The 22,074-nt window shown below is 63.9% G+C and carries 16 protein-coding genes and 2 pseudogenes; 6 read left to right on the top strand and 12 right to left on the bottom strand.

The features are described 5' to 3' along the window. Positions 1–13 precede the first annotated feature (13 nt). Complete coding sequence (gcvP, locus tag NKI10_RS20440; protein WP_352861690.1) at positions 14–2,824, top strand: aminomethyl-transferring glycine dehydrogenase; 2,811 nt, start codon at positions 14–16, stop codon at positions 2,822–2,824. Between the two features lie 125 nt (positions 2,825–2,949). Here the strand turns inward: gcvP and NKI10_RS20435 are convergent. From NKI10_RS20435 to cpaB, 10 genes and pseudogenes are all read right to left on the bottom strand, one after another. Further along, positions 2,950–3,318 (bottom strand): annotated as a pseudogene (locus NKI10_RS20435) (GGDEF domain-containing protein); the annotation flags it as partial. 837 nt (positions 3,319–4,155) lie between these two features. Beyond that, entirely contained in the window at positions 4,156–4,626 is a 471-nt protein-coding gene (locus tag NKI10_RS20430; protein ID WP_352861689.1) for a hypothetical protein, read from the bottom strand. Positions 4,627–4,697: 71 nt separating this feature from the next. After that, the gene (locus NKI10_RS20425) at positions 4,698–5,486 is read right to left on the bottom strand and encodes a PA3715 family protein (protein WP_352861687.1); all 789 of its coding nucleotides are present in this window, start codon (positions 5,484–5,486) and stop codon (positions 4,698–4,700) included. Positions 5,487–5,716: 230 nt separating this feature from the next. Beyond that, positions 5,717–6,682: a type II secretion system F family protein gene (locus NKI10_RS20420; RefSeq protein WP_352861685.1), complete on the bottom strand. Its 966-nt coding sequence runs from the start codon at positions 6,680–6,682 to the stop codon at positions 5,717–5,719. A gap of 1 nt (position 6,683) precedes the next feature. After that, the gene (locus tag NKI10_RS20415; protein WP_352861683.1) at positions 6,684–7,649 is read right to left on the bottom strand and encodes a type II secretion system F family protein; all 966 of its coding nucleotides are present in this window, start codon (positions 7,647–7,649) and stop codon (positions 6,684–6,686) included. Between the two features lie 4 nt (positions 7,650–7,653). Next, the gene (locus tag NKI10_RS20410; RefSeq protein WP_352861681.1) at positions 7,654–9,075 is read right to left on the bottom strand and encodes a TadA family conjugal transfer-associated ATPase; all 1,422 of its coding nucleotides are present in this window, start codon (positions 9,073–9,075) and stop codon (positions 7,654–7,656) included. Then, positions 9,072–10,286 carry a CpaE/TadZ family protein gene (locus tag NKI10_RS20405; RefSeq protein ID WP_352861679.1) on the bottom strand — a complete coding sequence of 405 codons (1,215 nt, stop codon included), beginning with the start codon at positions 10,284–10,286 and terminating at the stop codon, positions 9,072–9,074. The genes NKI10_RS20410 and NKI10_RS20405 overlap by 4 nt, the downstream gene beginning before the upstream one ends. A gap of 44 nt (positions 10,287–10,330) precedes the next feature. Next, entirely contained in the window at positions 10,331–10,597 is a 267-nt protein-coding gene (locus tag NKI10_RS20400; RefSeq protein ID WP_352861677.1) for a hypothetical protein, read from the bottom strand. A 4-nt stretch (positions 10,598–10,601) separates the two neighbouring features. Next, positions 10,602–12,002, bottom strand: a complete 1,401-nt coding sequence (locus tag NKI10_RS20395) for a type II and III secretion system protein family protein (protein ID WP_031208075.1) — start codon at positions 12,000–12,002, stop codon at positions 10,602–10,604. 78 nt (positions 12,003–12,080) lie between these two features. Then, on the bottom strand, positions 12,081–12,986 hold the full coding sequence (cpaB, locus tag NKI10_RS20390; protein ID WP_023681601.1) for a Flp pilus assembly protein CpaB: 906 nt from the start codon (positions 12,984–12,986) through the stop codon (positions 12,081–12,083). Between the two features lie 257 nt (positions 12,987–13,243). On the opposite strand from cpaB, the gene parE reads away from it, so the two are divergent. Together parE and NKI10_RS20380 are read left to right on the top strand one after the other, a co-directional pair. Further along, positions 13,244–15,298: a DNA topoisomerase IV subunit B gene (gene parE / locus NKI10_RS20385; RefSeq protein WP_023691142.1), complete on the top strand. Its 2,055-nt coding sequence runs from the start codon at positions 13,244–13,246 to the stop codon at positions 15,296–15,298. A 102-nt stretch (positions 15,299–15,400) separates the two neighbouring features. Further along, a complete protein-coding gene (locus NKI10_RS20380) occupies positions 15,401–17,470 on the top strand; it encodes an FUSC family protein (RefSeq protein ID WP_352861674.1) in 2,070 nt (689 codons plus the stop codon). Positions 17,471–17,474: 4 nt separating this feature from the next. Here NKI10_RS20380 and NKI10_RS20375 read toward each other — a convergent pair whose 3' ends face one another. Then, the gene (locus NKI10_RS20375; RefSeq protein ID WP_023729872.1) at positions 17,475–18,596 is read right to left on the bottom strand and encodes a DUF2336 domain-containing protein; all 1,122 of its coding nucleotides are present in this window, start codon (positions 18,594–18,596) and stop codon (positions 17,475–17,477) included. Between the two features lie 91 nt (positions 18,597–18,687). Between NKI10_RS20375 and NKI10_RS20370 the strand changes: the two genes are divergently transcribed. Continuing rightward, positions 18,688–19,200 (top strand): MaoC family dehydratase, encoded by a 513-nt coding sequence (locus tag NKI10_RS20370; RefSeq protein ID WP_502897561.1) that lies wholly within the window; start codon positions 18,688–18,690, stop codon positions 19,198–19,200. Beyond that, a complete protein-coding gene (locus NKI10_RS20365; RefSeq protein ID WP_352861671.1) occupies positions 19,200–20,075 on the top strand; it encodes an HpcH/HpaI aldolase/citrate lyase family protein in 876 nt (291 codons plus the stop codon). The genes NKI10_RS20370 and NKI10_RS20365 overlap by 1 nt, the downstream gene beginning before the upstream one ends. On the opposite strand, the gene NKI10_RS20360 is transcribed toward NKI10_RS20365, so the two are convergent. Further along, on the bottom strand, positions 20,072–21,973 hold the full coding sequence (locus NKI10_RS20360; protein ID WP_352861669.1) for a CASTOR/POLLUX-related putative ion channel: 1,902 nt from the start codon (positions 21,971–21,973) through the stop codon (positions 20,072–20,074). The genes NKI10_RS20365 and NKI10_RS20360 overlap by 4 nt on opposite strands. A gap of 19 nt (positions 21,974–21,992) precedes the next feature. On the opposite strand from NKI10_RS20360, the pseudogene NKI10_RS20355 reads away from it, so the two are divergent. Further along, positions 21,993–22,074 (top strand): annotated as a pseudogene (locus NKI10_RS20355) (transposase); the annotation flags it as partial.

Below are 22,074 nucleotides of genomic sequence, written 5' to 3'. Positions count from 1 at the left end.
AGGACCTATTGCCATGAGCGCAGCACTTACCCCCTTCTCGGCCCGCCACATCGGTCCTGATGTAAACGATGTCAGAGCCATGCTTGCCGTGATCGGCGTTCCCTCTGTCGAGACGCTGATCAGCCAGGCTGTGCCGCAGTCGATCCGCCTCGATCTGCCGCTGACCCTTCCCGCGCCGGCGAGCGAAGCCGAAGCGCTGGCCGAATTGTCGGCGATCATGGCAAAAAACACGGTGCTGAAGAGCTTCATCGGCGCCGGCTATCACGGCGTCCACGTGCCGCCGGTCATCCAGCGCAACCTGTTCGAGAACTCGGCCTGGTACACCGCCTATACGCCCTACCAGGCCGAGATCAGCCAGGGCCGCCTGGAAATGCTGTTCAACTTCCAGACCCTGGTCACCGAATTGACCGGCCTGCCGGTGGCTTCGGCTTCCCTGCTCGACGAAGCGACGGCGGTGGCCGAAGCGGTCGGCATCGCGCTGCGCCATCATCGCGACAAGCGCACCAAGGTAGCGCTGGCCGGCACGCCGCATCCGCAGACGCTGGACGTCGTGCGCACCCGCGCCGAGCCGCTCGGCATCGAGATCGATGGCGAGACCATCGACGACAACACCGCCGCCCTGCTGGTCTCCTGGCCGGACACGTTTGGCGTCTATGGCGACCACAAGGCGGCGATCGAGAAGGCTCGCGCCACCGGCGCCGTGGTCGTCTTCATCGCCGATCCGCTTGGTCTCACGCTGACCGACGCGCCGGCCAGGCTTGGCGCCGACATCGCCGTCGGCGCGATGCAGCGCTTTGGCGTGCCGATGGGCTTTGGCGGCCCGCACGCCGCCTATTGCGCCGTCTCCGACAAGCTGACCCGGCTGATGCCCGGCCGCCTCGTCGGGCAGTCGATAGACAGCAAAGGCCGTCCCGGCTATCGCCTCGCCCTGCAGACGCGCGAACAGCATATCCGCCGCGACAAGGCGACCTCCAACATCTGCACCGCGCAGGCGCTGCTTGCCAACATGGCGACCGCCTATGCGATCTGGCACGGCCCCACTGGTTTGCAGGCGATCGCAGCGCGCATCCATGAGCTCGCCAACCGCCTCGCAGCAGGCCTGAAAACCGCTGGTGTTTCCGTGCTCGGCTCAAGCCGTTTCGACACGGTGACGGCCAAAGTGAAGGGCAAGGCAGCTTCGATCGCCGCTGCCGCTGAAAAAGGTGGCCGGCTGCTGCGCGTCATCGATGCCGACCGCATCAGCATCGCCTTCGACGAAACCTCGACCGAGGCGGATGTCGAGGCTATCGCCGCCCTGTTCGGCGCCAAGTCCGGCGCTACTGAGGCCGGCGCGATGCCCGGCAAGCCGCGCGGCAAGGAGTTTCTGACCCAGCCGGTTTTCCGCGAAAACCACTCCGAGACCGACATGATGCGCCTGCTGCGCAGGCTAGCCGACAAGGATTTGGCGCTCGACCGCACCATGATCCCGTTGGGCTCCTGCACCATGAAGCTCAACGCGGCGGCCGAAATGATGCCGGTCAGCTGGCCTGTTGTCGCCAACCTCCATCCCTTCGCGCCGGCCAGCCATTCGGCCGGCTATCGCGCCATGGTCGGCGAGCTGGAAGGCTGGCTGGCGGAGATCACCGGCTTCGACGCCGTCAGCCTGCAGCCCAATGCCGGCAGCCAAGGCGAATATGCCGGCCTGCTCGCCATCCGCGCCTATCACCGTTCGCGTGGCGAAGGCCATCGCACCATCTGCCTGATCCCCCAGTCCGCGCATGGCACCAATCCCGCGAGTGCGGCGATGGCCGGCATGAGCGTCGTCGTCGTGCGTTGCCTGGAGGACGGCAATATCGACATGGACGATATGCGGGCCAAGGCCAACGAGCATTCGAAGAATCTCGCAGCCCTGATGTTCACCTATCCCTCGACGCACGGCGTCTACGAAGAAGGCGCGCGCCACCTGTGCGCTCTCATTCACGAGCATGGCGGCCAGGTCTATTTCGACGGCGCCAACCTTAACGCCCTGGTTGCTTTGGCGCGGCCCGCCGATATCGGCGCCGATGTCTGCCACATGAACCTGCACAAGACCTTCTGCATCCCGCATGGCGGCGGCGGTCCGGGCGTCGGTCCGATCGGCGTCAGGGCGCATCTGAAACCCTATCTGCCGGGTCATGTCACCGAAGGTTCGGCGCATGCCGTGTCCGCTGCCCCGTTCGGCAGCGCTTCCATCCTGCCGATCACCTGGATGTACATCCGCATGATGGGCGCCGCCGGCCTGAAGCAGGCGACGGAGACGGCGATCATCTCGGCCAATTATGTGGCGACGCGGCTCGCGCCGCACTTCCCGCTTCTCTACAAGGGCAGGCACGATCGCATCGCGCATGAATGCATCCTCGACACGCGCGTGCTCAAGGAGAGCGCTGGCATCAGCGTCGACGATATCGCCAAGCGGCTGATCGATTACGGTTTTCACGCGCCGACCATGTCGTTCCCTGTCGCCGGCACGCTGATGGTCGAGCCGACCGAATCCGAGCCCAAGCGCGAACTCGACCGGTTCTGCGAGGCGATGATCGCCATTGCCGGCGAGGCAGCGAAAGTGGCGAAGGGTGAATGGCCGCTCGAGGACAACCCGCTGGTCAATGCCCCGCACACGGCGGCCGAAACCCTTGCCGGCCAGTGGACCCACCCCTATTCGCGGCTGGAAGCGGCCTACCCCGCCGACGATGTCGATACAGCGGCCAAATACTGGCCGCCGGTCTCGCGCATCGACAATGTCGCCGGCGACCGCAACCTCGTCTGCTCCTGCCCGCCGCTGTCGGAATATCTCGGCGCCGCCGAATAACACTCTGGCCTGTCAGGCTGAGCGCAGGGCCGGTCCGTCGGCTTTGCCGTTGAGGACAAGCACGCGATTCGCCCGGCGTTCTTGGCCGCGTAGAGCGCCCGGTCGGCCTCGGCCAGCACTTCATCCAGGCTGCTGCCGTCTTCCTTGCCAAAGCCAATGCCGCCGCTGACGCTGCTGCGCAACGGCCCGCGCGGCGTCGGCACCACTTCCGTGTCGAAGGCGACGCCGATCCTGCTGGCGAAATCGTAGGCCTTGTCTTCGGTCATCCGAGACATGACCAACGCGAACTCCTCGCCGCCCAGCCGGAAGGCGTCGACGCCAACCCTGTCATACTTCTTGATGACTGCGGCGAAACGGCAGAGCACCCGATCGCCGACGGGATGGCCATAGACATCGTTGGTTCGCTTGAAGTGGTCGAGGTCGAACATGGCGACCGACATGAACGGGCCGAAGACGCGCTCGCGATAGAGCGAGTTCAAAGCCCGCCGGTTCATCAGACCGGTCAACGGGTCGGTCAGGGTCTCGGCCTTCAGTTCGATCTGTGCCTGCAGATGATGCAGCGACAGCGTCAGCGCGCCGAGAGCCGTCATGCAGGCGACCGCCACGACCGAATTCAACCGCTCGGCCCAATTGTCGGGTGCGACGCCGAGCACCCACTGGCCCCAGAAGCACGGCGCCGCAGAGCCCGAAGGATACGCCGCAGACGCCGCTTAGCGCCGAAACGACCAGCAGAATGCCGCGATCCTGACCGCCCTTGATCCAGAACATCACCCCGATCGAGGCGAGCAGCACTGTTACCGTCGTATAGGTGAGGATGAAGCCGACACCATCGAAACCGAGATAGGTCACGCCGGCGCAGACAGCGATCGCGAGCATGGCCGGCAGGACAGCGCGGCTGTAATTGCGCACACCAAGATATTGCATGGCCGAAAGTGAAAGCGCCAGGAAACCGAGGCTGAGCAGCGCCAACGCTGCCTGACAAAGCAACGGACTGGGCTCCCTCGTGTAGCGCCAGAAGACGATGACGTGGGCGACAAGGACGAGAATGCCGCACGCAACCGTCAGCACGAAGCGTGGACGCGGCGCCGTGAACCAGATCACAAACATGGTGACGCTCAGGCATGTGCCCGACAGCGCAGCCGCCAGCAATAGCGAACTGAAATCCAGCATGGATGAGCGGCAACCTTTGGGATCTTCGATTTGTGGCGCATCATAGGCATGCAACCGGCCGGAGATACCGTTTTCGGCCGGTTTTCAAAGCAACCTGCCGACAGGGTTTACAAAGCGTCGACTGCCGTCCCGCGAAGCTCGGCACGCGAGTGTCCCTAGTCTCAGTCCTTGTTGAGCAGCGCCAGATTGGCGTTGATCACGCTCGGGTCGGCCATGCCGGCCCTTGCTTCCATGAGCAGCGCTCTCGCCTTCTTCTTGTTGCCGCGCAGCAGCTGCGAATAGCCCATATTGTTGACAATCTGCGGCTTGCGCCCGGCAACCTTCAAAAGCTGGTCGTAGGCGCGGTCGGCGAAGTCGAAGCGGCCGAGTTCGTCATAGGAGGCGGCAAGCCCCATCCATCCCTCGGCACTGTCGGCCTTCAGTTCCACGGCCTTGCGGAAATGCTGTTCGGCAAGGCCGTAATTGGCCTCGCGGAACTGCGCCTTGCCTTGCGCAAGGTCGGAGGTGCTGACGTCTTTTGCCACCGGTTGGATCGACGTAGTCTTGGTCTTATCGACGTTCTCAGTCGTACAGCCGCTGACCATCAAGACGGCCGCTAGCGCGGCCATTGCCGTGAAAATTCTGTGACGCATGCCCCTGGCCCCAATCGCCCGATTTACCGGGTCGTTCTTCAGGAGGCAGACTACAACAGGGCAATTAAACTTCAGTGCTGAAACGCCCCTAAAATTTGGTTTCGGGCACACCAGCCATTAACCAGCCGAGGGTCCGGCTCCATCGACTTGAGCCCCGCCGGAAACTGATAGCGGCTGCCGTCATAGCGCAGCCGGTAGGTTCGTTTCATGGACCTTCCGGGATGGGACTGGCACTCGCCATTCTTGTCGACAGACGGATTGTCGGTGTCCAACCGCTCGAACACTGTGATGTCGTGATAGCCGTGATGTCTCGCCGGGCTCATCGCCAGGCTGACCCGGCTGGATTGAAAGGATCCTGCGCAATTGGTGTCGCCTTCGCCGCCAAAGCCGGCCACGATGATGCCGTCGAGGACCAGGCGCAGATCACCGCCGTCAAGGGCATAGAGCCGGAGGTCGGTTTCGCTGAAGGGATTGGGCCGCGAATGGCTCGCCATTTGGATGCGCAGGCCAAAGCCGGTGACACCGGGCGCCAGGCCATAGCGGCCGGTATCGAATTCGACCTTGTTGATGGCGATGGCATCATCGGTCATCAGCCCGGGCTGGAGCAGGCGCTGGCGCACCTGCCGGGTCTTCCTGTCGACGACCAGAAGGTCGACATCGCCGACATGCCCGTCGTCGCTGGATTGGCTGCTGTCGATGAGCGGCACCGCGACCAGCAACAGATCGTCATGGGCAGGCCATATCTTGCAGACGAGGCCAAACGGCGTATCCGGGAGCGTCACGGCGATGCTGGTATGGGGTTCGAGCGTGAACGAGGCGCCGTCTGCGCTCTTTTGGGCCCTGGGATAGGCCTGTTGCACCAGGGCGGCAGCATCGCCGCAATCGTCGGCCGCGGCCGCCGCCGGCGACAGACTGGTGGCGGCCAGGCCGAGGAAAGCGGTGCACAAGACTATTCGCATGAACGGCTCACTCATTTTGCTTTGCGGATTTTGCCGAAGGAGAGCGACCGAACCGGCCGGGTTTCGACATCCAGATGAAGCGTAGTTGGAGTGAGTAACCGCAAGAAGCCGCCGGGCAATCCCCTACGTATCTACTGAACCGCCGTCATTTTGACGATGATCGGGATGACGGCGATCATCAGCACCACCGGCAGGATGCACACCACCACCGGCACCGACATCTTGGCCGGCAAGGCATGTGCCTTCTCCTCGGCCAGCGACATGCGCTTGTGGCGCATTTCATCGGAGAACACGCGCAGCGCCCCGGCAAGGCTGGTGCCGAGTTCCTTCGACTGCTGCAAAAGCGTGGCGAAGGAGCGCACCTCATCCAGGCTGAGGCGGTCGGCGAGCGCCTTCAAGGCATCGTCGAGGCTGCGGCCCGCCCTGAGTTCCAGCGACACCAGCTGCAGGTTTTGGCTCAGCGACGGATAGTTCTTGGCCAGTTCCTTCGAGACCCGCTCGATGCCTGCCTCCATGCTCATGCCCGCATCGGAGCAGACGATCATCAAATCCATGAAGTCGGGAAAGCCGTTGCGGTATTCGCGCATCTTTTCCCGCACCTTCTGGCTGAGCACCAGGCCGGGCACGAAATAGCCGGCGGCTCCCGACAGGATGATGAAGGTCCAGCGGCTGGTCGCGGTGGAATCGGCGCTGCCCATCCAATGGTTGACCAGGAACGCGCCGATCGTTGCGCCCACCAGGCAGGCGAAGCGGATCAGGAAGAATGTGCCGATCGCGCGCGGCTCCATATAGCCCGCCTGGATCAGCTTCATACGCAACCGGGCGACATTTTCCGGATCGCTCTTGGCGTAGAATTCCTGCGCCCGCTTCACCGCCTTCTCGCGCACGACGCTCTGGTTCTTCTTCGGCGCCGCCTCGGCCTGTTGGGGAGTCTTGCTGTCGTCGATCTTGAGCCGGCGCTTGAGATCGTTGCGGTCGCCTTTGGCTACCACGAGCGGCCATGCCACCGCGCTGCCACCCAACACCAGCAGCAGCGCGGCTACCGGCATCAGCGACGTCGGCGCCAGCGATGCAAGAAACTGGATCATCTGCTCCATCTCAGAACCGGAAGTTCGACATCTTGAACATGATGATGTTACCCAGCATCAGCCATGTCACGGAACCGCCCAGCAGATACCACGTCTTCGGTACATCCCAGACGCTCTGATAGAATTGCGGCATCATCACCATGATGGTGGCGAACAGCAGTGCCGGCACCGCCGTCAGGATATAGGCCGACATACGACCCTCAGTCGAAATGGCGCGCACCTTGCGGCGCAGCTTGCCGCGTTCGCGGATCGTCGTCGACAGCCCGTCGAGGATCTCGCGCAGATTGCCGCCCGAACTCGTCTGGATGGAAACCGCGGTGACGAACAGCGGCAGATCCTCTTGGCCGACGCGGTCGAACAGTGAATTCAGCGCAGAAACCAGGTCGGAACCATAAGTCACCTCGTCGGAGATAACGCCGAATTCGGTGCCGATCGGATCGGACATCTCGCGCGACACCATCGAGATCGCCACCGGAACCGGATGCCCGGCCTTCAAGCCGCGCGTGATCAATTCCAGCGCCTCCGGCAACTGCACGCCGAAACGCTTCACCCGCCGGGCACGCTTGGAACGCAGCACAATTACCGGCAGCAGCGCTGTCAGCACCACAAACAGCAAAATGGCGAGCAACAGCGGCAGGCCGTACCAGAGCGCGACGAGCATCATCGCCAGCGCCACGCCCGTCGTCATCGTCAGGAATTTCGGCAAGGGCATCACCATGCCAGACTGCGTGCGCAGCGCGCGAAAACGGTTGGGCGAGAAGAATGACGTGCCGGAATCGAGGCCGCGTTCCTTGCGCAGCTGGATCAGCACCTGTTCCTGGCTGATCTTGTTTTCCTGCAGCTTCATGCGCCGGTTGATAGCCAGGCGCTTGTCGCTGCGGCCGGCATAGAGCAGATAGCAGCCTTCGGCGATCATGATGCCGGTCAGCGCTGCCGCGGCATAGACGACATAGATCGGGCTGAAATTCTCGAACACCCGGCTACTCCTGCGGCCGGCCGGGTTCGAAATATTTGCCGGGGAATTCAATGCCCATATTGCGCAGGTCCTCGAGGAAACGCGGGCGAATGCCGGTCGCCTCGTAGTGACCGAGGATCTTGCCGTCGGCTTCCATGCCGGTGCGCACGAAGCGGAATATCTCCTGCATCTGGATGACGTCGCCTTCCATGCCGGTCACCTCGGCGACGCTGGTCACCTTGCGCTTGCCGTCCGACAGTCGCGTCAGCTGGACGATAAGGTCGAGCGCGCTGGCGATCTGGCTGCGGATCGACTGCACCGTCATCGGCATGCCGGTCATGCCCAGCATCTGCTCGAGGCGCGAAATGGCGTCGCGCGGCGTGTTGGCGTGGATGGTCGCCATCGAGCCTTCATGGCCGGTGTTCATCGCCTGCAGCATGTCGAAGGCCTCCTCGCCGCGGCACTCGCCGAGGATGACGCGGTCAGGGCGCATGCGCAGCGCGTTCTTGACCAGGTCGCGCTGCTTCAGCTCGCCATGACCTTCGATGTTGGCGGGGCGCGTTTCCATGCGCGCGACATGCGGCTGCTGCAGCTGCAGTTCGGCCGCGTCCTCGATGGTGATCAACCGTTCGTCTTCCGGAATAAAGGCTGACAATGCGTTGAGCATCGTCGTCTTGCCGGTGCCGGTACCGCCCGAGATGATGGTCGTTTTGCGGGCGTGGACTGCAGCCGCCAGCACCTCGGCCATGTTCTGGGTGATGGCGCCGAACTCGACCAGCTTGTGCAGGCCGAGCTTGTTCTTTGAAAACTTGCGGATCGACACCAGCGGCCCGTCGACGGCGACCGGGCGAATGGCGGCGTTGAAGCGCGAGCCGTCGAGCATGCGGGCATCGACCATCGGCTGCGATTCGTCGACCCGGCGGCCGACGGCGGCGACGATCTTGTTGACGATGCGCAACAGGTGCGCCTCGTCCTTGAACGGGATATGGACCTGCTGCAGCTTGCCCCGTTTTTCGACGAAGCAGTTCTGGTGGCCGTTGATCAGGATGTCGTTGATGTCGGGGTCCTTGAGCAGCGGTTCCAGCGGGCCGAGGCCGACCATCTCATCGACGATGTCATCGACCAGCGCTTCAAGTTCGACGGTGTTGATCGCCATACGCTCCTGGCGGGTCTTTTCCGACACGAACTCCTGCACCTGCCGGCGCATCTCATCCCTGGGCAGGCGCTCCAGCGCGACCAGGTTGATTTCCTCGAGCAGTAGCCGGTGGATGCGCACGCGGGCATCGAGCACCTTGTTGGCGCTTTTTCCCGGTGTTGTCTCCGGCTTCGGCGGCAAGGCCTTGCGGTTCGTCGGGATGACCACGGCGTGATGCGCGACCGGCGCCGCCTCGGCCGGCTTCAGCGCGCGGACGTCACGGTTCTGCAGGGTCGAGAAGCGGCTGGTCATCCGGCTTTCCTCTTCAGGAGGCCCCTGCCGATGCCGAACAGCGAGCGCGATTTCTCCGGCGTCACCACGGCTTCTTCCGGCAGGATGATCCTCTTCAGATCGTTGACGACATTGGCGTTCGGGTCGATCTCATGCAGCGGCACGCCGCGGTCGACCGCTTCTCGCACAAGCCGGTAATTGTTGGAGATGCCGCCGACGAAATGCTCGCCCAGGATTTCCTGGACATCCGCCTGCTTGATGCCGTTGTCGAACATCTTCTGCTCGAAACGGTTGACGATCACGTTCGGCTTCACTTCCTTGCCGGCCGTCTCGTAGACCGCCTGGATCAGCCGCTGCGTGTGGCGCAGGCATGGCACCGTCATTTCGGCGACGATGTAGAGCTTGTTGGAGCCGAGCAGCACCGTCTCCGTCCACGGAAACCAGGTGCGCGGCATGTCGATGACGACGTTATCGAAATAGGCCGAGACGAGATCGAGCATGCGCACCACGACATCGGTCTTGAACGAGCGCATTTCCGACGGATGCGTGGGCGCCGCCAGCACGCAGAGCCCGCTCGCATGCTTGGACAGCATCACATCCAGCAGCTGACGGTCGAGGCGCTCGGGCTGGTTCTCGATTTCGGTGATGTCGAAGCGCGGCTCGAGGTCGAGATATTCGGCGCAGGCGCCTTGCTGGAAGTTGAGGTCGACCACGCAGGTCGACGCGCCGCGCGTCACCGAATGATGCAGCTGGAAGGCGGTCTGCAGCGCCAGCGTCGTGGTGCCGACGCCGCCGGCGGCCGGCATGAAGGTATAGATCTGCGACTCGGTGTTTTCCTCGCGCCCCGGCCCTTGCAGCGCGCGCACGACCGACCGCACCAGATCGGCGGTGGTGATCGGCTTGACCAGGAAATCGGCGACCTGGAGCTGCACCAGGATACGCACCGCGGCTGCGTTGAATTCCTGGGTGACGACGACCACCGGAACGCGGCCTTCGAGCCGGCGCATGATGCGCTGCAGCGACTCGATCTCTTCCAGCTTTGCCGCATCCATGTCGACGATGAGCGCGCCGAAATCGGCTTCCTGGACCTCGCCGCGCAGTTCGGAAATGTTCTTCTCGACGGTCGAAAGCTGGATCACCTCCGAAGCCGCGAACGCGGTGCGCGTATCCTGCACAAAGGTCCGGTCGCTGGACACCAGCAGGATTTTCTTGGTCTTTATGCCGCTTGCCATTTTGTCAGCCTGTCAGGTCATTCCCGGTCAAATCACCGGGCAAATCAATCGGTTGTCGCTGTCGGTTGCACTGCCTTGGCGGCAGCAGCCTGGTCGGCGGCGTTGACCGCGGCGTCACTGCGTTGCGCCGGCACCAGCAGCCTGGTGTTCTGGACGCCGTATTTCCAGGGATCGACCATCTGCATGGCCGTATTGGCGGCCTGTGCGTTGCCGGCGGCAATCGTCGGTCCCTCGGAGCGGACATAGTCGTCGCTGGTGCAGCCGCCGGCGAGGCCGGCGATCAGCAGGGCGATGCATGATTCCACGCGCATGGCTTCAATCCTTCGGCAGGTCGAGGAAATGCCCGACGGTGGTGACCGCGGCCGGCTGTGCCGTACTGCCGCTGGCCATTGCCACTGCACGATTGGCTTCGGACGATTTCACTTCCTCGGTGTTGTTGAGGAAATAGTCGACATTGCTGGCCGGCTGCGTGCCGTCGGTCGGCTCGAGCAGCTTCTTCGACGGATCGACCGGCTTGACCAGATAGGGGGTGACGATGATCACCAGATCGGTCTCGCGCCGCTGATAGGATTTGGAGGAGAACAGCGAGCCGAGCACCGGCAGCTTGCCGAGTCCGGGAAGACGCGATGTGGTAATGTCGTTCTGTGACTGCAGCAGGCCGGCGATCATGAAGCTCTGGCCATTCTTCAGGTCGACGGATGTTTTGGCGCGGCGCACGATAAAGCCCGGGACCGAGATATTGCCGATATTGTAGGAGGCCGAAGCGTCGATCGAGGACACTTCCGGCGCGATGTCGAGGCTCACCAGCCCGTCCTTGAGAACCGTCGGCGTGAAGTCGAGGCTGACGCCGTATTTCTTGTAGCTGACGGAAATCTTGCCATTGTCCTCGGAGACCGGGATCGGGAACTCGCCGCCGGCGAGGAAGCTTGCCGTCTGGCCCGAGCGGGCGATCAGGTTCGGCTCGGCCAGCCGCCTGGCGAGACCACGTTCCTCCAGCGCCTTGATGGCGACGTCGATCGACAGGCCGTTGGACAGCAGCCGGCCGATGATCTCGCCATTGCCGGCTCCCGGCACCGTGCCAGGATCGAGGGTGACGTCGCGCCCGCCAATGCCGTAAGCGAAATTGGCGCTGTATTTGGCGCCGAGATCCTGTCCGGCCTGGCGATTGATCTCGACGAAGCGGACGTTGAGCTGAACCTGCTGCGAGGACGAGATGTTGACCGAATTGATCACTTCCTCATTGCCGGAGAAGCGGCTGGCGATCTTGCTTGCCTTCTCGGCGGCGACCGCGTCATCGGCCTCGCCCGACAGCACGACGCGGCCATTGGCCGAGCCGACCTTGATCTTGGCGTCCGGCACGCTGGCGCGAATGGTGCTGGCCAGCTGGTCGGTGTCCAGCGTCACCTCGATATCTACGGTGCCGACCAGCTGCTTGTTCTCGTCGAACAGCGCGATGCCGGTGGTGCCGAGATTGTTGCCCAGCACATAGAAGGATTTGTCGGTCAGCGGATTGACGTTGGCGATCTCCGGATCGCCGATCACGATCTGGTAGAAGGCGGCATTGGTCATGACCGTCTTCGGCTTGCCCTTGGCCACCTTGATCGACGCATTCGTTGTCGACGAGACATGGACGATATCGTTGTCGGCCTTGGCTGGCGCGCTGAGGCCGAGCATTACGGCCGCGGCAAGGCAAGCCCCCACCGCAAGCGCCCGCATTGGGCGCAGCCCTTTCGTCGTCTGAAATGCATGAAGTCCCGACATCTGTCCCGTCCCTCGCCCGGTCCCCACCGGCAGTTATTGCTGGTCCCGCGCAGGAACCTGGTATTCTTCGACCTGCGTGCCGCGCGTCACGATGATCGTCTTGAATTTCGGCTTCTCAGGCTCCTTGGTCGCGGCAGTGAACAGCGCGCCGGCAGCGGCCTGGACGCCGGAGGCGACCGATCCGCCGAAGGACGAGATGGTGGTGACGCCGTCCTTGGCGGCCCCTCCGTCTGCGGCCGAGCGGAGCGACAGCGACAAGGTGCCGACGGTGCGGGCAAGCGCCACTTTCTGCGCGCCTTCGGTCGTCACCTCGATGGTGACGGAATTGGCGATCTGCGGTGTGGTCTGGCGCTCGTCGGCGCCCTGCCCCACCGTCAGCACCTTGGCGTCGGAGACGACAATCTCGGAGGTAACGGTCGATCCGGCAGCGCCCTGCGCGTTCTTGGCCACTTCCTGGATTTCGCCCGCATCGCGTGTCAGCACCACGTCGACCCGGTCGCCCGGCATGACGAAGCCGCCGACACCGGCGATCTCGTCGGTGCGGATTGTCACCGCCCGCATGCCGGGCGTCATCATGTTGGATAGCGTCGCGCGGCCGTTCGGCCCCGACAATTTGCTGATCAGCACCGGCTCGTTGATCTCGATCGGCGACAATACCACGCGGCTGCCTTCGGCGAGCAATGCATTGACTGTGGTGAATGCGCCCTGCGGCACCGAATCCTCGGACCATGGGATTTCGCTGAGCTGCGCCCGGTCAAGCTCCATGCCGTAACGCAGCGGCGCGTTGGCCACCACGATGGTCTTGAAGACGACCTTGGGGACGGCGGGCGCCGGGATCGACGCCGTTTTCTCTTCGGCATCGGCCTTGGCCTGGCTTTTCACCCAGAAATCCGCGGCAAAGATTGAAATCGCGCCGAAGACGGCAGCGATGCCAATCATCGTTATGGCCTTGCCCCTCACAACCAACCCCTGACATTCGTGGTCTTTTGTTTTGTTGAGGCGACGCTAGGCCGCTTTGTTAAAGATTCAGGAATCGCGCCCGCTCCGCACGGACCTATTTCCGCCAGCTTGGTTATCGAAAGGTTTTAGGATAAGAAGGGTTTAATCCCCGAACGTAACAGGAACTTCCGTCGCTTGGCGCCGAAAAGCGTGGCAGTATCGACGGGTGATTCGCGGCACCGGATTCTATGGTAGGCATGGACGACAACAACGATCTTTTCGGCAATCTGGAAAAGCAGCCCCAACCGGCTCGGACACCTTCGCGCCCGGCCGACCCGCTGGTGCAGGCCACGAAGCGTCCTGCCGCGACCAAGGACGGCAGCGAGGGCTATAGCGCCGCCGACATCGAGGTGCTGGAGGGGCTGGAGCCGGTGCGGCGCCGTCCCGGCATGTATATTGGCGGCACCGACGACAAGGCGATGCACCATCTGTTTGCCGAGGTCATCGATAATTCGATGGACGAGGCGGTCGCCGGCCATGCTACCTTCATCGATGTCGAGCTGTCGGCCGACGGGTTTCTGACCGTTACCGACAATGGCCGCGGCATTCCGGTCGATCCGCATCCGAAATTCAAGAAGCCGGCGCTCGAAGTCATCATGACGACGCTGCATTCGGGCGGCAAGTTCGATAGCAAGGTCTATGAGACCTCCGGCGGTCTGCACGGTGTTGGCGTCTCGGTCGTAAATGCGCTGTCGGACCATCTCGAAGTCGAAGTCGCGCGCGGTCGCCAGCTTTACCGCCAAAGGTTCTCGCGCGGCGTTCCGGTGAGCGGGCTGGAGCAGCTCGGCGAAGTGCACAACCGGCGCGGCACCAAAATCCGCTTCCATCCCGACGAGCAGATTTTCGGCAAGGGCGCCGCCTTCGAGCCGGCGCGGCTCTATCGCATGACCCGCTCGAAAGCCTATCTGTTCGGCGGCGTCGAGATCCGCTGGAGCTGCGACCCATCGCTGATCAAGGAAAAGGACCAGACGCCCGCCAAGGCGGAGTTCCATTTCCCCGGCGGCTTGAAGGACTATCTCAAGGCATCGCTTGGCGACGACTTCCAGGTGACCCGCGAGATCTTCGCCGGCAAGAGCGAAAAACAGGGCGGCCACGGCTCGCTGGAATGGGCGGTGACCTGGTTCGGCGGTGACGGCTTCGTCAACTCCTACTGCAACACAATCCCGACCGGCGAAGGCGGCACGCATGAGGCCGGCTTTCGCAATGTGCTGACGCGCGGGCTTCGGGCCTATGCCGACCTGGTCGGCAACAAGCGCGCCTCGATCGTCACCTCCGAAGACGTGATGATCTCGGCGGCAGGCATGCTGTCGGTGTTTATTCGCGAGCCGGAATTCGTCGGCCAGACCAAGGACAGGCTGGCAACGATCGAAGCCATTCGCATTGTCGAGACCGCCATCCGCGATCCCTTCGACCACTGGCTGGCCGACAATCCGCAGGAAGCCTCCAAGCTGCTGGAATGGGTGATTGCGCGCGCCGACGAGCGGGTGCGCCGGCGCCAGGAAAAGGAAGTGTCGCGCAAGAGCGCGGTGCGCAAGCTGCGCCTTCCCGGCAAGCTCGCCGACTGCACGCAGAATGCCGCCGCGGGCGCCGAACTGTTCATCGTCGAAGGCGACTCGGCCGGCGGCTCGGCCAAGCAGGCGCGCGACCGCGCCAGCCAGGCGGTGCTGCCGCTGCGCGGAAAAATCCTCAACGTCGCCAGCGCCGGCAACGACAAGCTAGCCGCCAACCAGCAGATTTCGGACCTGATTCAGGCGCTCGGCTGCGGCACGCGCTCGAAATACCGCGACGAGGATTTGCGCTACGACCGCGTGATCATCATGACCGACGCCGACGTCGACGGCGCTCACATAGCCTCGCTGCTGATCACCTTCTTCTACCAGGAAATGCCGAACCTGGTGAATGGCGGCCATCTCTATCTGGCGGTGCCGCCGCTCTATTCGATCCGGCAAGGCGGCAAGGTTGCCTATGCCAGGGACGATGCGCACAAGGACGAGCTGTTGCGCACCGAATTCACCGGCCGCGCCAAAGTCGAGATCGGCCGTTTCAAGGGCTTGGGCGAAATGATGGCCGCGCAGTTGAAGGAAACCACCATGGACCCGAGGAAGCGCACGCTGCTCAGGGTCGATGTCATCGACGCCGTGGCGGCAACCAAGGATGCTGTCGACGCGCTGATGGGCACCAAGCCGGAAGCCCGCTTCCGCTTCATCCAGGAACGCGCCGAATTCGCCGCAACGGAAGTGCTGGATATCTGAGCGCCGGCCGACTCTTCGTTTTGACGCAGTTCCGGGCGGAAAACCGTTTCACACTTTTCCTCGAATTGCTCTAGCCTGCGCTTCCGATACGGAGACCAGCTTGTGATCTGGGCGCGGCTGAAGAGCTACTTCGAAACCAGTTTGGCGGGCCTGACGCAGCCGACGCGCTCGGATTGGATTTTCGCCCTGCGCACGGTTTCGGCCGGTCTGATCGCGCTTCTCGCTGCTTACGCGCTAAAACTCGACCACCCGCAATGGGCGATGATGACGGTCTTCATCGTCGCCCAGCCGGTCGCCGGCATGGTGCTGGCGAAAGGTTTTTACCGGCTGCTCGGCACGCTGGCCGGTGGACTTGCGGCGATCGGCATCACCTCGGTTTTCGGCACCAATCCCTGGCTGCTGGTCACGGCGCTGTCCGTCTGGATTGGGCTGTGCACGCTGGTTTCGTCGCTGCTGCGCAATCCGGAAGCCTATGGCGCCGCACTTGCCGGCTATACCGCGATGATCATTGGGCTGCCGGCTTTCGGCCAGCCGCACGTGGTCGTCGATCTCGCTGTCGCGCGCTGCGCCGAGATCGTGCTCGGCATCGTCTGCGCCGGCCTGACCAGCCGGCTGATCCTGCCCAAGCTGGCCGCTGACGCCATCATCTCCAGGCTGAAGCGCAGCATCCTCGACCTTGCAACCTATGCAGGCGGCGCTTTTTCCGGTGGCGACCCGGCGACGCTGGCCGGCCTGCACCGCAAGCTGATCACCGACGCCCAGATGCTGGCCGAGATGCGCGCCTATGCCCGGCTCGAAGCACCGAGCTTCGCCACCCGCGCCCATCCGGTCCGCCTAACCATCGGTCAGCTTCTCTCGGCGCTGTCGGCGGCGCGCGCGCTGCATTCGCATGCCGCGCCGAAAAACGCAGCGCTCATTCCGGTACGCTCCGAACTGCAGTCGTTGGTCAGCGAGCTGGCAGCGACGCCCGAGGCGCTGGACGACACGTCGCCCTGGGTGACGCGGCTCGACGCGATTGCCGGCAAGGCCCGGCAAATGCCCGACGCCTCGACCGATCAGGGCGACGACAGGGTCGGCACCATAACCCGCCTCACCATCGCCGCCGATTTCGCCGAAGCCTTCAAGCAGGTGCTGCGCGGCCTCGACGCCCTGCGCGCACCGGTGACGGGCCCCAGCCGGAGCAACAGGCAGCCGCCTGCGCTGGTGGTGCACCGCGATTATCCCGGGGCTTCGCGCAATGCCATACGCGCCGGCCTTGCCACGTTGGCGGTCGCCGCCTTCTGGCTGACGACGAAATGGTCCGACGCGGCCGGCACTGTCATCCTCGTTGCCGTCGTCTCCAGTCTTTTCGCCTCGCGGCCTGACCCGGTGCGGGTGTCCTGGGGCTTCTTCAAGGGAACGCTGCTGGCTTTGCCCTTTGCCTTCCTTGTCGGCCAGGTCGCGCTGCCTGCTTTGCCCGGCTTCGGCTGGTTCACGCTGTTTGTCGTGCCGATCCTGGTACCGACGGCGCTGGGCATGGCCAATCCGCGCACCGTCGGCGTGGCGACGGCCTTTGCCATCAATTTCCTCGCCTTCCTCAGCCCGCATCAAGCGATGACCTATGCCCCAGGCCCGTTTTTCGCCGGCTCGGCGTCGGTGCTGGTCGGCATCCTGCTGGCGATCGGCGTCTTCATCGTGGTGCTGCCGGTGGATCCATGGCGCGCGGCCAACCGCATCGTGCGGGCCATGCGCGAGGATCTGGCGCGGCTGTGTCTGCACGAGCGGGTACCGCGGCGTTCGGCCTTCGAGAGTCTGGCCTATGACCGCATCAACCAGCTGATGCCGCTCTTGCAGAATGCCGGCAGGAAAGGCGATGCGATCCTGGGCGGCGGGGTCGCCGCCGTTACCGTCGGCCTCGAAATCCTGCGCCTGCGCGCCGCGCAGCAGAGCCCGTCCACTCCTACCGACACCGCGCTCTCGATCGCCAATTTCCTGCGCGGCCTCGCGCGTGAACTGCTCTTTCGCGCAACGGGCGATCCACAGACAGCAACTGTCACTGTGGCCCGGCAATATGCAGCCAGCCTTTCAGAGCGCAGCGGCGGTGCGGATATGCTGCAGATCGCAGCCTCGCTGCGCATCATCACCGCCGCGATCGAGGATTTCCCGGATTTCTTCACCAGGGACCGTGGCTAGGGCGTCAGGCCGCGGCTATCGCCAGCGCATGCCCGCGCGCGTTTTCCCGCAGCGCGTCGAGATGGATCGACTTGACCAGGCCGGCGAGATCGCCCTCAGTGGATTGACCTCCGAGTTCCTTCAGCATCAGCCAGCTGACTTCCTGCACGCCGGCGAGGCGCTTGCCGTTGGCGACTTCGCGCCAGATCTTGAGCGCGCGCAGGATGATGCCATGGGTGGAAGCGGCAAGGCCGGCGCTGCGGAACAGCGCCTGCAACGCAACGTCCTGGCCGCCGGCGAGCAAGGCCCGCACCCGCTGCTCCGACTGCTGGCTGAGCGTGACCAGGGCCGAGCCGAAAAAGTCGACCTTGCCGTGGGCAATGGTGCGGATGATGAAACTTGCGGTCAGGTCGCCGCGCAGGCGCAGATGTTCGATGAGTGCCGCATGTTCCTCCGCGCGCGTGCCTTCGACCAGCCGCACCGAAGCCTTGACGCAAGCATCGCGCGTGACGCGCTCGGCTCTGGCCGCCCCCATCAGCGCCATCACCAGCGGCGAAGCCTTCAGCGTTTCGCCGAGCTTGACCAGTAGCATGTGCCGGCAGTCGGCCGGCAGCCGCACATCCGTGACCATTGCCTCGCGCAAATGAGCGATATGGCCATGCCGCTCGGCGATGCGGCGGAAGGAGAGCGAGGCTATGTCGGCGCCGTCATTGGCGAGCAGCGCCGCACACGCTTCCGGTTCGCCGATCTCGGCGATCGCCGCGGCAACCGCCATCGAAACGACCGGCCGGTCGGCGATCAGTTTTTGCGTCGCCTTGTGCCCGGCCGCGACGCGGTCGATCAGGTCGGCGTCCGTCAGCAGCGGGGAGCGCGCCAGCACCAGGGCTGCCACTTCCGGCTGATCGGAGGCAAGCGCGCTGATGATCTGCAGCGGCGCGTGATGGCTCATCGACAGCGCTTCGGCCATAGCCAGCCGCACCTTCGACGAGGCGTCGTCGAGCAGCAGCGTCAGCGCCGCTTCGGCCGCGCAACGGTCTTCGAAAGGCAGGTCGGAATTGACGTAGGCGCGGGCCAGCGCGCTCGCCGCCGCGGCGCGCTCCGAAACTCTCGCGGTGTAGATCCATTTGAGAAAATGCGAGACAACCATACTGCCTGCTACGCCCCTTGCCGGAAAGCTTCCGGCCCCAGGAATGACCCTAGGCAGAAATGGTTTACGAACGGTTCACCATGTTTATTAACTGGCTTGCGGGCGGCATGGGCAGCGCCTATCAACCGTCAGGCAGCGGAGGAGAAAAACGATGCCCGGGCTTTATCTCGAAGAGTTCGTCGTCGGACATGTCTTTCGGCACACGCTGCGCAAGACCGTCACCGAAAGCGATAACATGCTGTTCTCGGTGATGACGCTGAACCCGCAGCCGCTGCACATCGACTTCGACTTCGCCGCCAAGAGCGAATGGGGCAGACCGCTGGTCAATTCGCTGTTCACGCTCGGCCTGATGATCGGCATTTCCGTCAATGACATCACCGTCGGCACCACAATTGCCAATCTCGGCATGAAGGAGACGGTGTTTCCGCACCCGGTCTTCCACGGCGACACCATCCGTGTCGAAACGACGGTGATCTCAGTCAGGGACTCGAAATCGAAGCCGGACCGCGGCATCGTCGAGTTCGAGCATCACGCCTACAATCAGAACGATGTGCTCGTTGCCAAATGCACGCGCCAGGCGATGATGATGAAAAAGGCGGCCTGATGCGCTCGCTGCTGTTTGTTCCCGGTGATTCCGAAAAGAAGCTGGACAAAGGCTTTGGCGCCGGCGCCGACGTGGTCATCGTCGATCTCGAGGATTCCGTGGCGCCACAAAACAAGGCGGCGGCACGCGACATCGCGGCACGCTTTATCGCCGGCAACAGGCAGCAGACAAGCTCCGCCATCTATATCAGAGTCAACGATCTCTCGACCGGATTGACCGACGATGATCTGGCCGCGCTGGTTCCTGCAAAGCCCGACGGCATCATGCTGCCGAAGTCGAACAGCGGCCAGGATGTGCAGCAACTCTCGGCAAAGCTCAGGGTACACGAGGCCGAAAACGGATTGCCGGACGGCGGCATAAAAATCCTGCCGATCATCACCGAGACCGCTGCCGGCGTGCTGGCGGCCGCGACCTACACCGGGGCAAGCGCCCGGCTTGCCGGCCTCACCTGGGGCGCTGAGGATCTGTCGGCGGCGATCGGCGCGCGCGCGTCGCGCGACGAGAACGGCCGCTACACCGATGTCTTCCGCTTCGCCCGCACGATGACCATCCTTGCCGCCGGCGCAGCCGAAGTCGCGGCGATCGACACAGTCTTCCCCGGCTTTCGCGACATGGCCACCTTCGAAGCCGAATGCACGGAGGCCGAGCGTGACGGCTTTACCGGCAAGATGGCGATCCATCCGGCGCAAGTGCCGGTCATCAACGCCGCCTTCACGCCATCGGCGCAGGCAGTGCAACGCTCGCAGGCCATCGTCTCCGCCTTCGAGGCGGCCGGCAATCCCGGCGTGGTCGGCATTGACGGCAAGATGTATGACCGGCCGCATCTCAGGCTCGCCGAACGGCTTCTGGCGCGCGCCAAGGTCGCCGGGGTTTAGTCCCGCGCCAGCACGATGACCCGGTCCTCAGGCAGGTAGGCCAGCGCTTGCGACTTCAGCGGGTTGACTGTGACGCCGCCCAGAGCCCGCTCATCACTCTGCGCGGCGCGAACGCGCCGGTGCCCGATGGCGATCTCTCCGCGCAACCGCGCCGATTCCGCGATCGTCCAGAACGTCACCGGCTGGTCGATGGCGACATAGTCGCCGACCGGACGCATGTAGATTTCAGAGCCCTCCTCGTCGAGCAGGTCATCGAAGATCGCGGCGAGATGCTGGTTCTCCGATGCCTGCGCCAGCATCAGGCTGACCAGCCGGTTGCTGACGACGAAGTCATCGGCCTTGGTCACCGCCGCCAGCTCGCGGTTGCGCACGTCGATCATCTCGCTGACGATCGAGATGTGCGTGCCGGCATCCTCTGCGATTTTGCGCAGATGCAGCAGCGTCACCAGCGTGCGCGTATCGGCGGGCTGCGCTGCCATGGTCTCGCTGTAGCCGAGGACGAGCACGTGGTCGTAGGAAGGCACGTCCAGGCTTGCCAGTTCTGTGCTGCTCGACGTGTCGGTGATGCGGCAGGAAACCGACAGATTGTCCCCGACGACCGGCAGGCCGGCAACTTCCTGCTCGAGGCCTGGCGTATCGGCGGCGATGGTCAGGATCGAACCCGGCGCGACGTAGCGCGACAGTTCATAGGTGATGATCGGACCGCGCCGGTTCCAGCCAAGGATCAGCGTGCTCTCCGGCTTCGCCTCAATGGGCTGATGGCGAAGAATCGCCGCGGTATCGATCTTGGCCGCCGCGCTTCCCAGCTTGATGGCCGCATCGTCCTCGGCAATGATGATGGCGCGCATGTCCTTGCCGATCACCAGCTCCGGTGGCGGGTTGAGGTTGACGCGCCCCTTTTCGTCGCAGAGCCCGATCAGCGCGCAATGCTCATACGCCATCGCCGCCTCGCCGAAGGTCTTGCCGGTGAGATCAGGCTGCTCGGTGGTGTAGATCTCGCAGCCGTCGAAATCGAGCAGCTCCGAATAAACGCCGCTGAGACCCGACTGCCGGCTCGAATGCACGACGATGCGCGAGATCAGCTGGTCGGCCAGGACAAGCTGCACCTCCGCCCCGCCGACGACGCGGGCGACCTCGGCGTTCTTTCCGTCGCGGATCTCGGCGGCGATGTTATAGGGCGCCGTGCGCCGGTTCGGGTCGTTGGCCAGCGCCAGCACCGTCTTGATGACCTGCGAATCCGGATCGTCGCCGTCCGGCGACAGCACGATGATCGAGCGCGAGGTCTGCGGGTTGACGATGGCCAGATCGTAGAGGTCGGTCGGGTCGCCGCTGCGGCAGATGATGCGTGTATTGCCCAGTCTGCCGACCTTGGCGGCGATCTCGTCCTCCATTGCGACCTTGTCCATATTGGCCATGACGACAATGCGCGGATGGCGGCGGCTGGCATTGGCAATGACGAGTTCGGAGATGACGTCGAAGATCGACGGCGACCAGTTGAGGATGATGGTGTGGTCGCTCTCCAGCACCCGCGAACGGCCCTTGCGCAATTCATCGAGCTTGCTGTCGACGCCGGCGCTGAGCACGCCGATGAGGGCCGACACGACGAAGATGCCGGCGAGCGTGACAAAGAGCATGACGAGACGAAAGGCCCAGCCGGTGTCGCCGCCCATCGTGCCGGAATCGAGGGTGCGCATCAGCGATTCCCAGAATGCTTCGAAGAAGTTCAGTGGTTCGCCGCCCTCCGGCGCGATGCGGGTCACCGCAAGAAAAGCCGCGGCGGCGATGATGATCAGCAGCGAAGCGACGGCGAGCCAGCCGATCAGCGCGATCGGCCCGGCCGCCATGCTCTTGTCAAACCCATAGCGCAGCCGGGTTCGCAGCGAGTCTCGTTTCTTCATCTCGCCGGCGACCCCCGCGCGCGGCCTCAAGGGCGTCGAGTTGGTTGTGTCCGACGATCACGCCGGCCTGGTGGCAGCGATCGGCGAGGTGATCCCCGAAG

The sequence above is a fragment of the Mesorhizobium sp. M0802 genome (assembly GCF_040320115.1).
GTDB lineage: Bacteria > Pseudomonadota > Alphaproteobacteria > Rhizobiales > Rhizobiaceae > Mesorhizobium.
The sequence above is the reverse complement of the archived record's forward strand: the minus strand, read 5'-3'. Positions and strand labels throughout refer to the sequence as shown.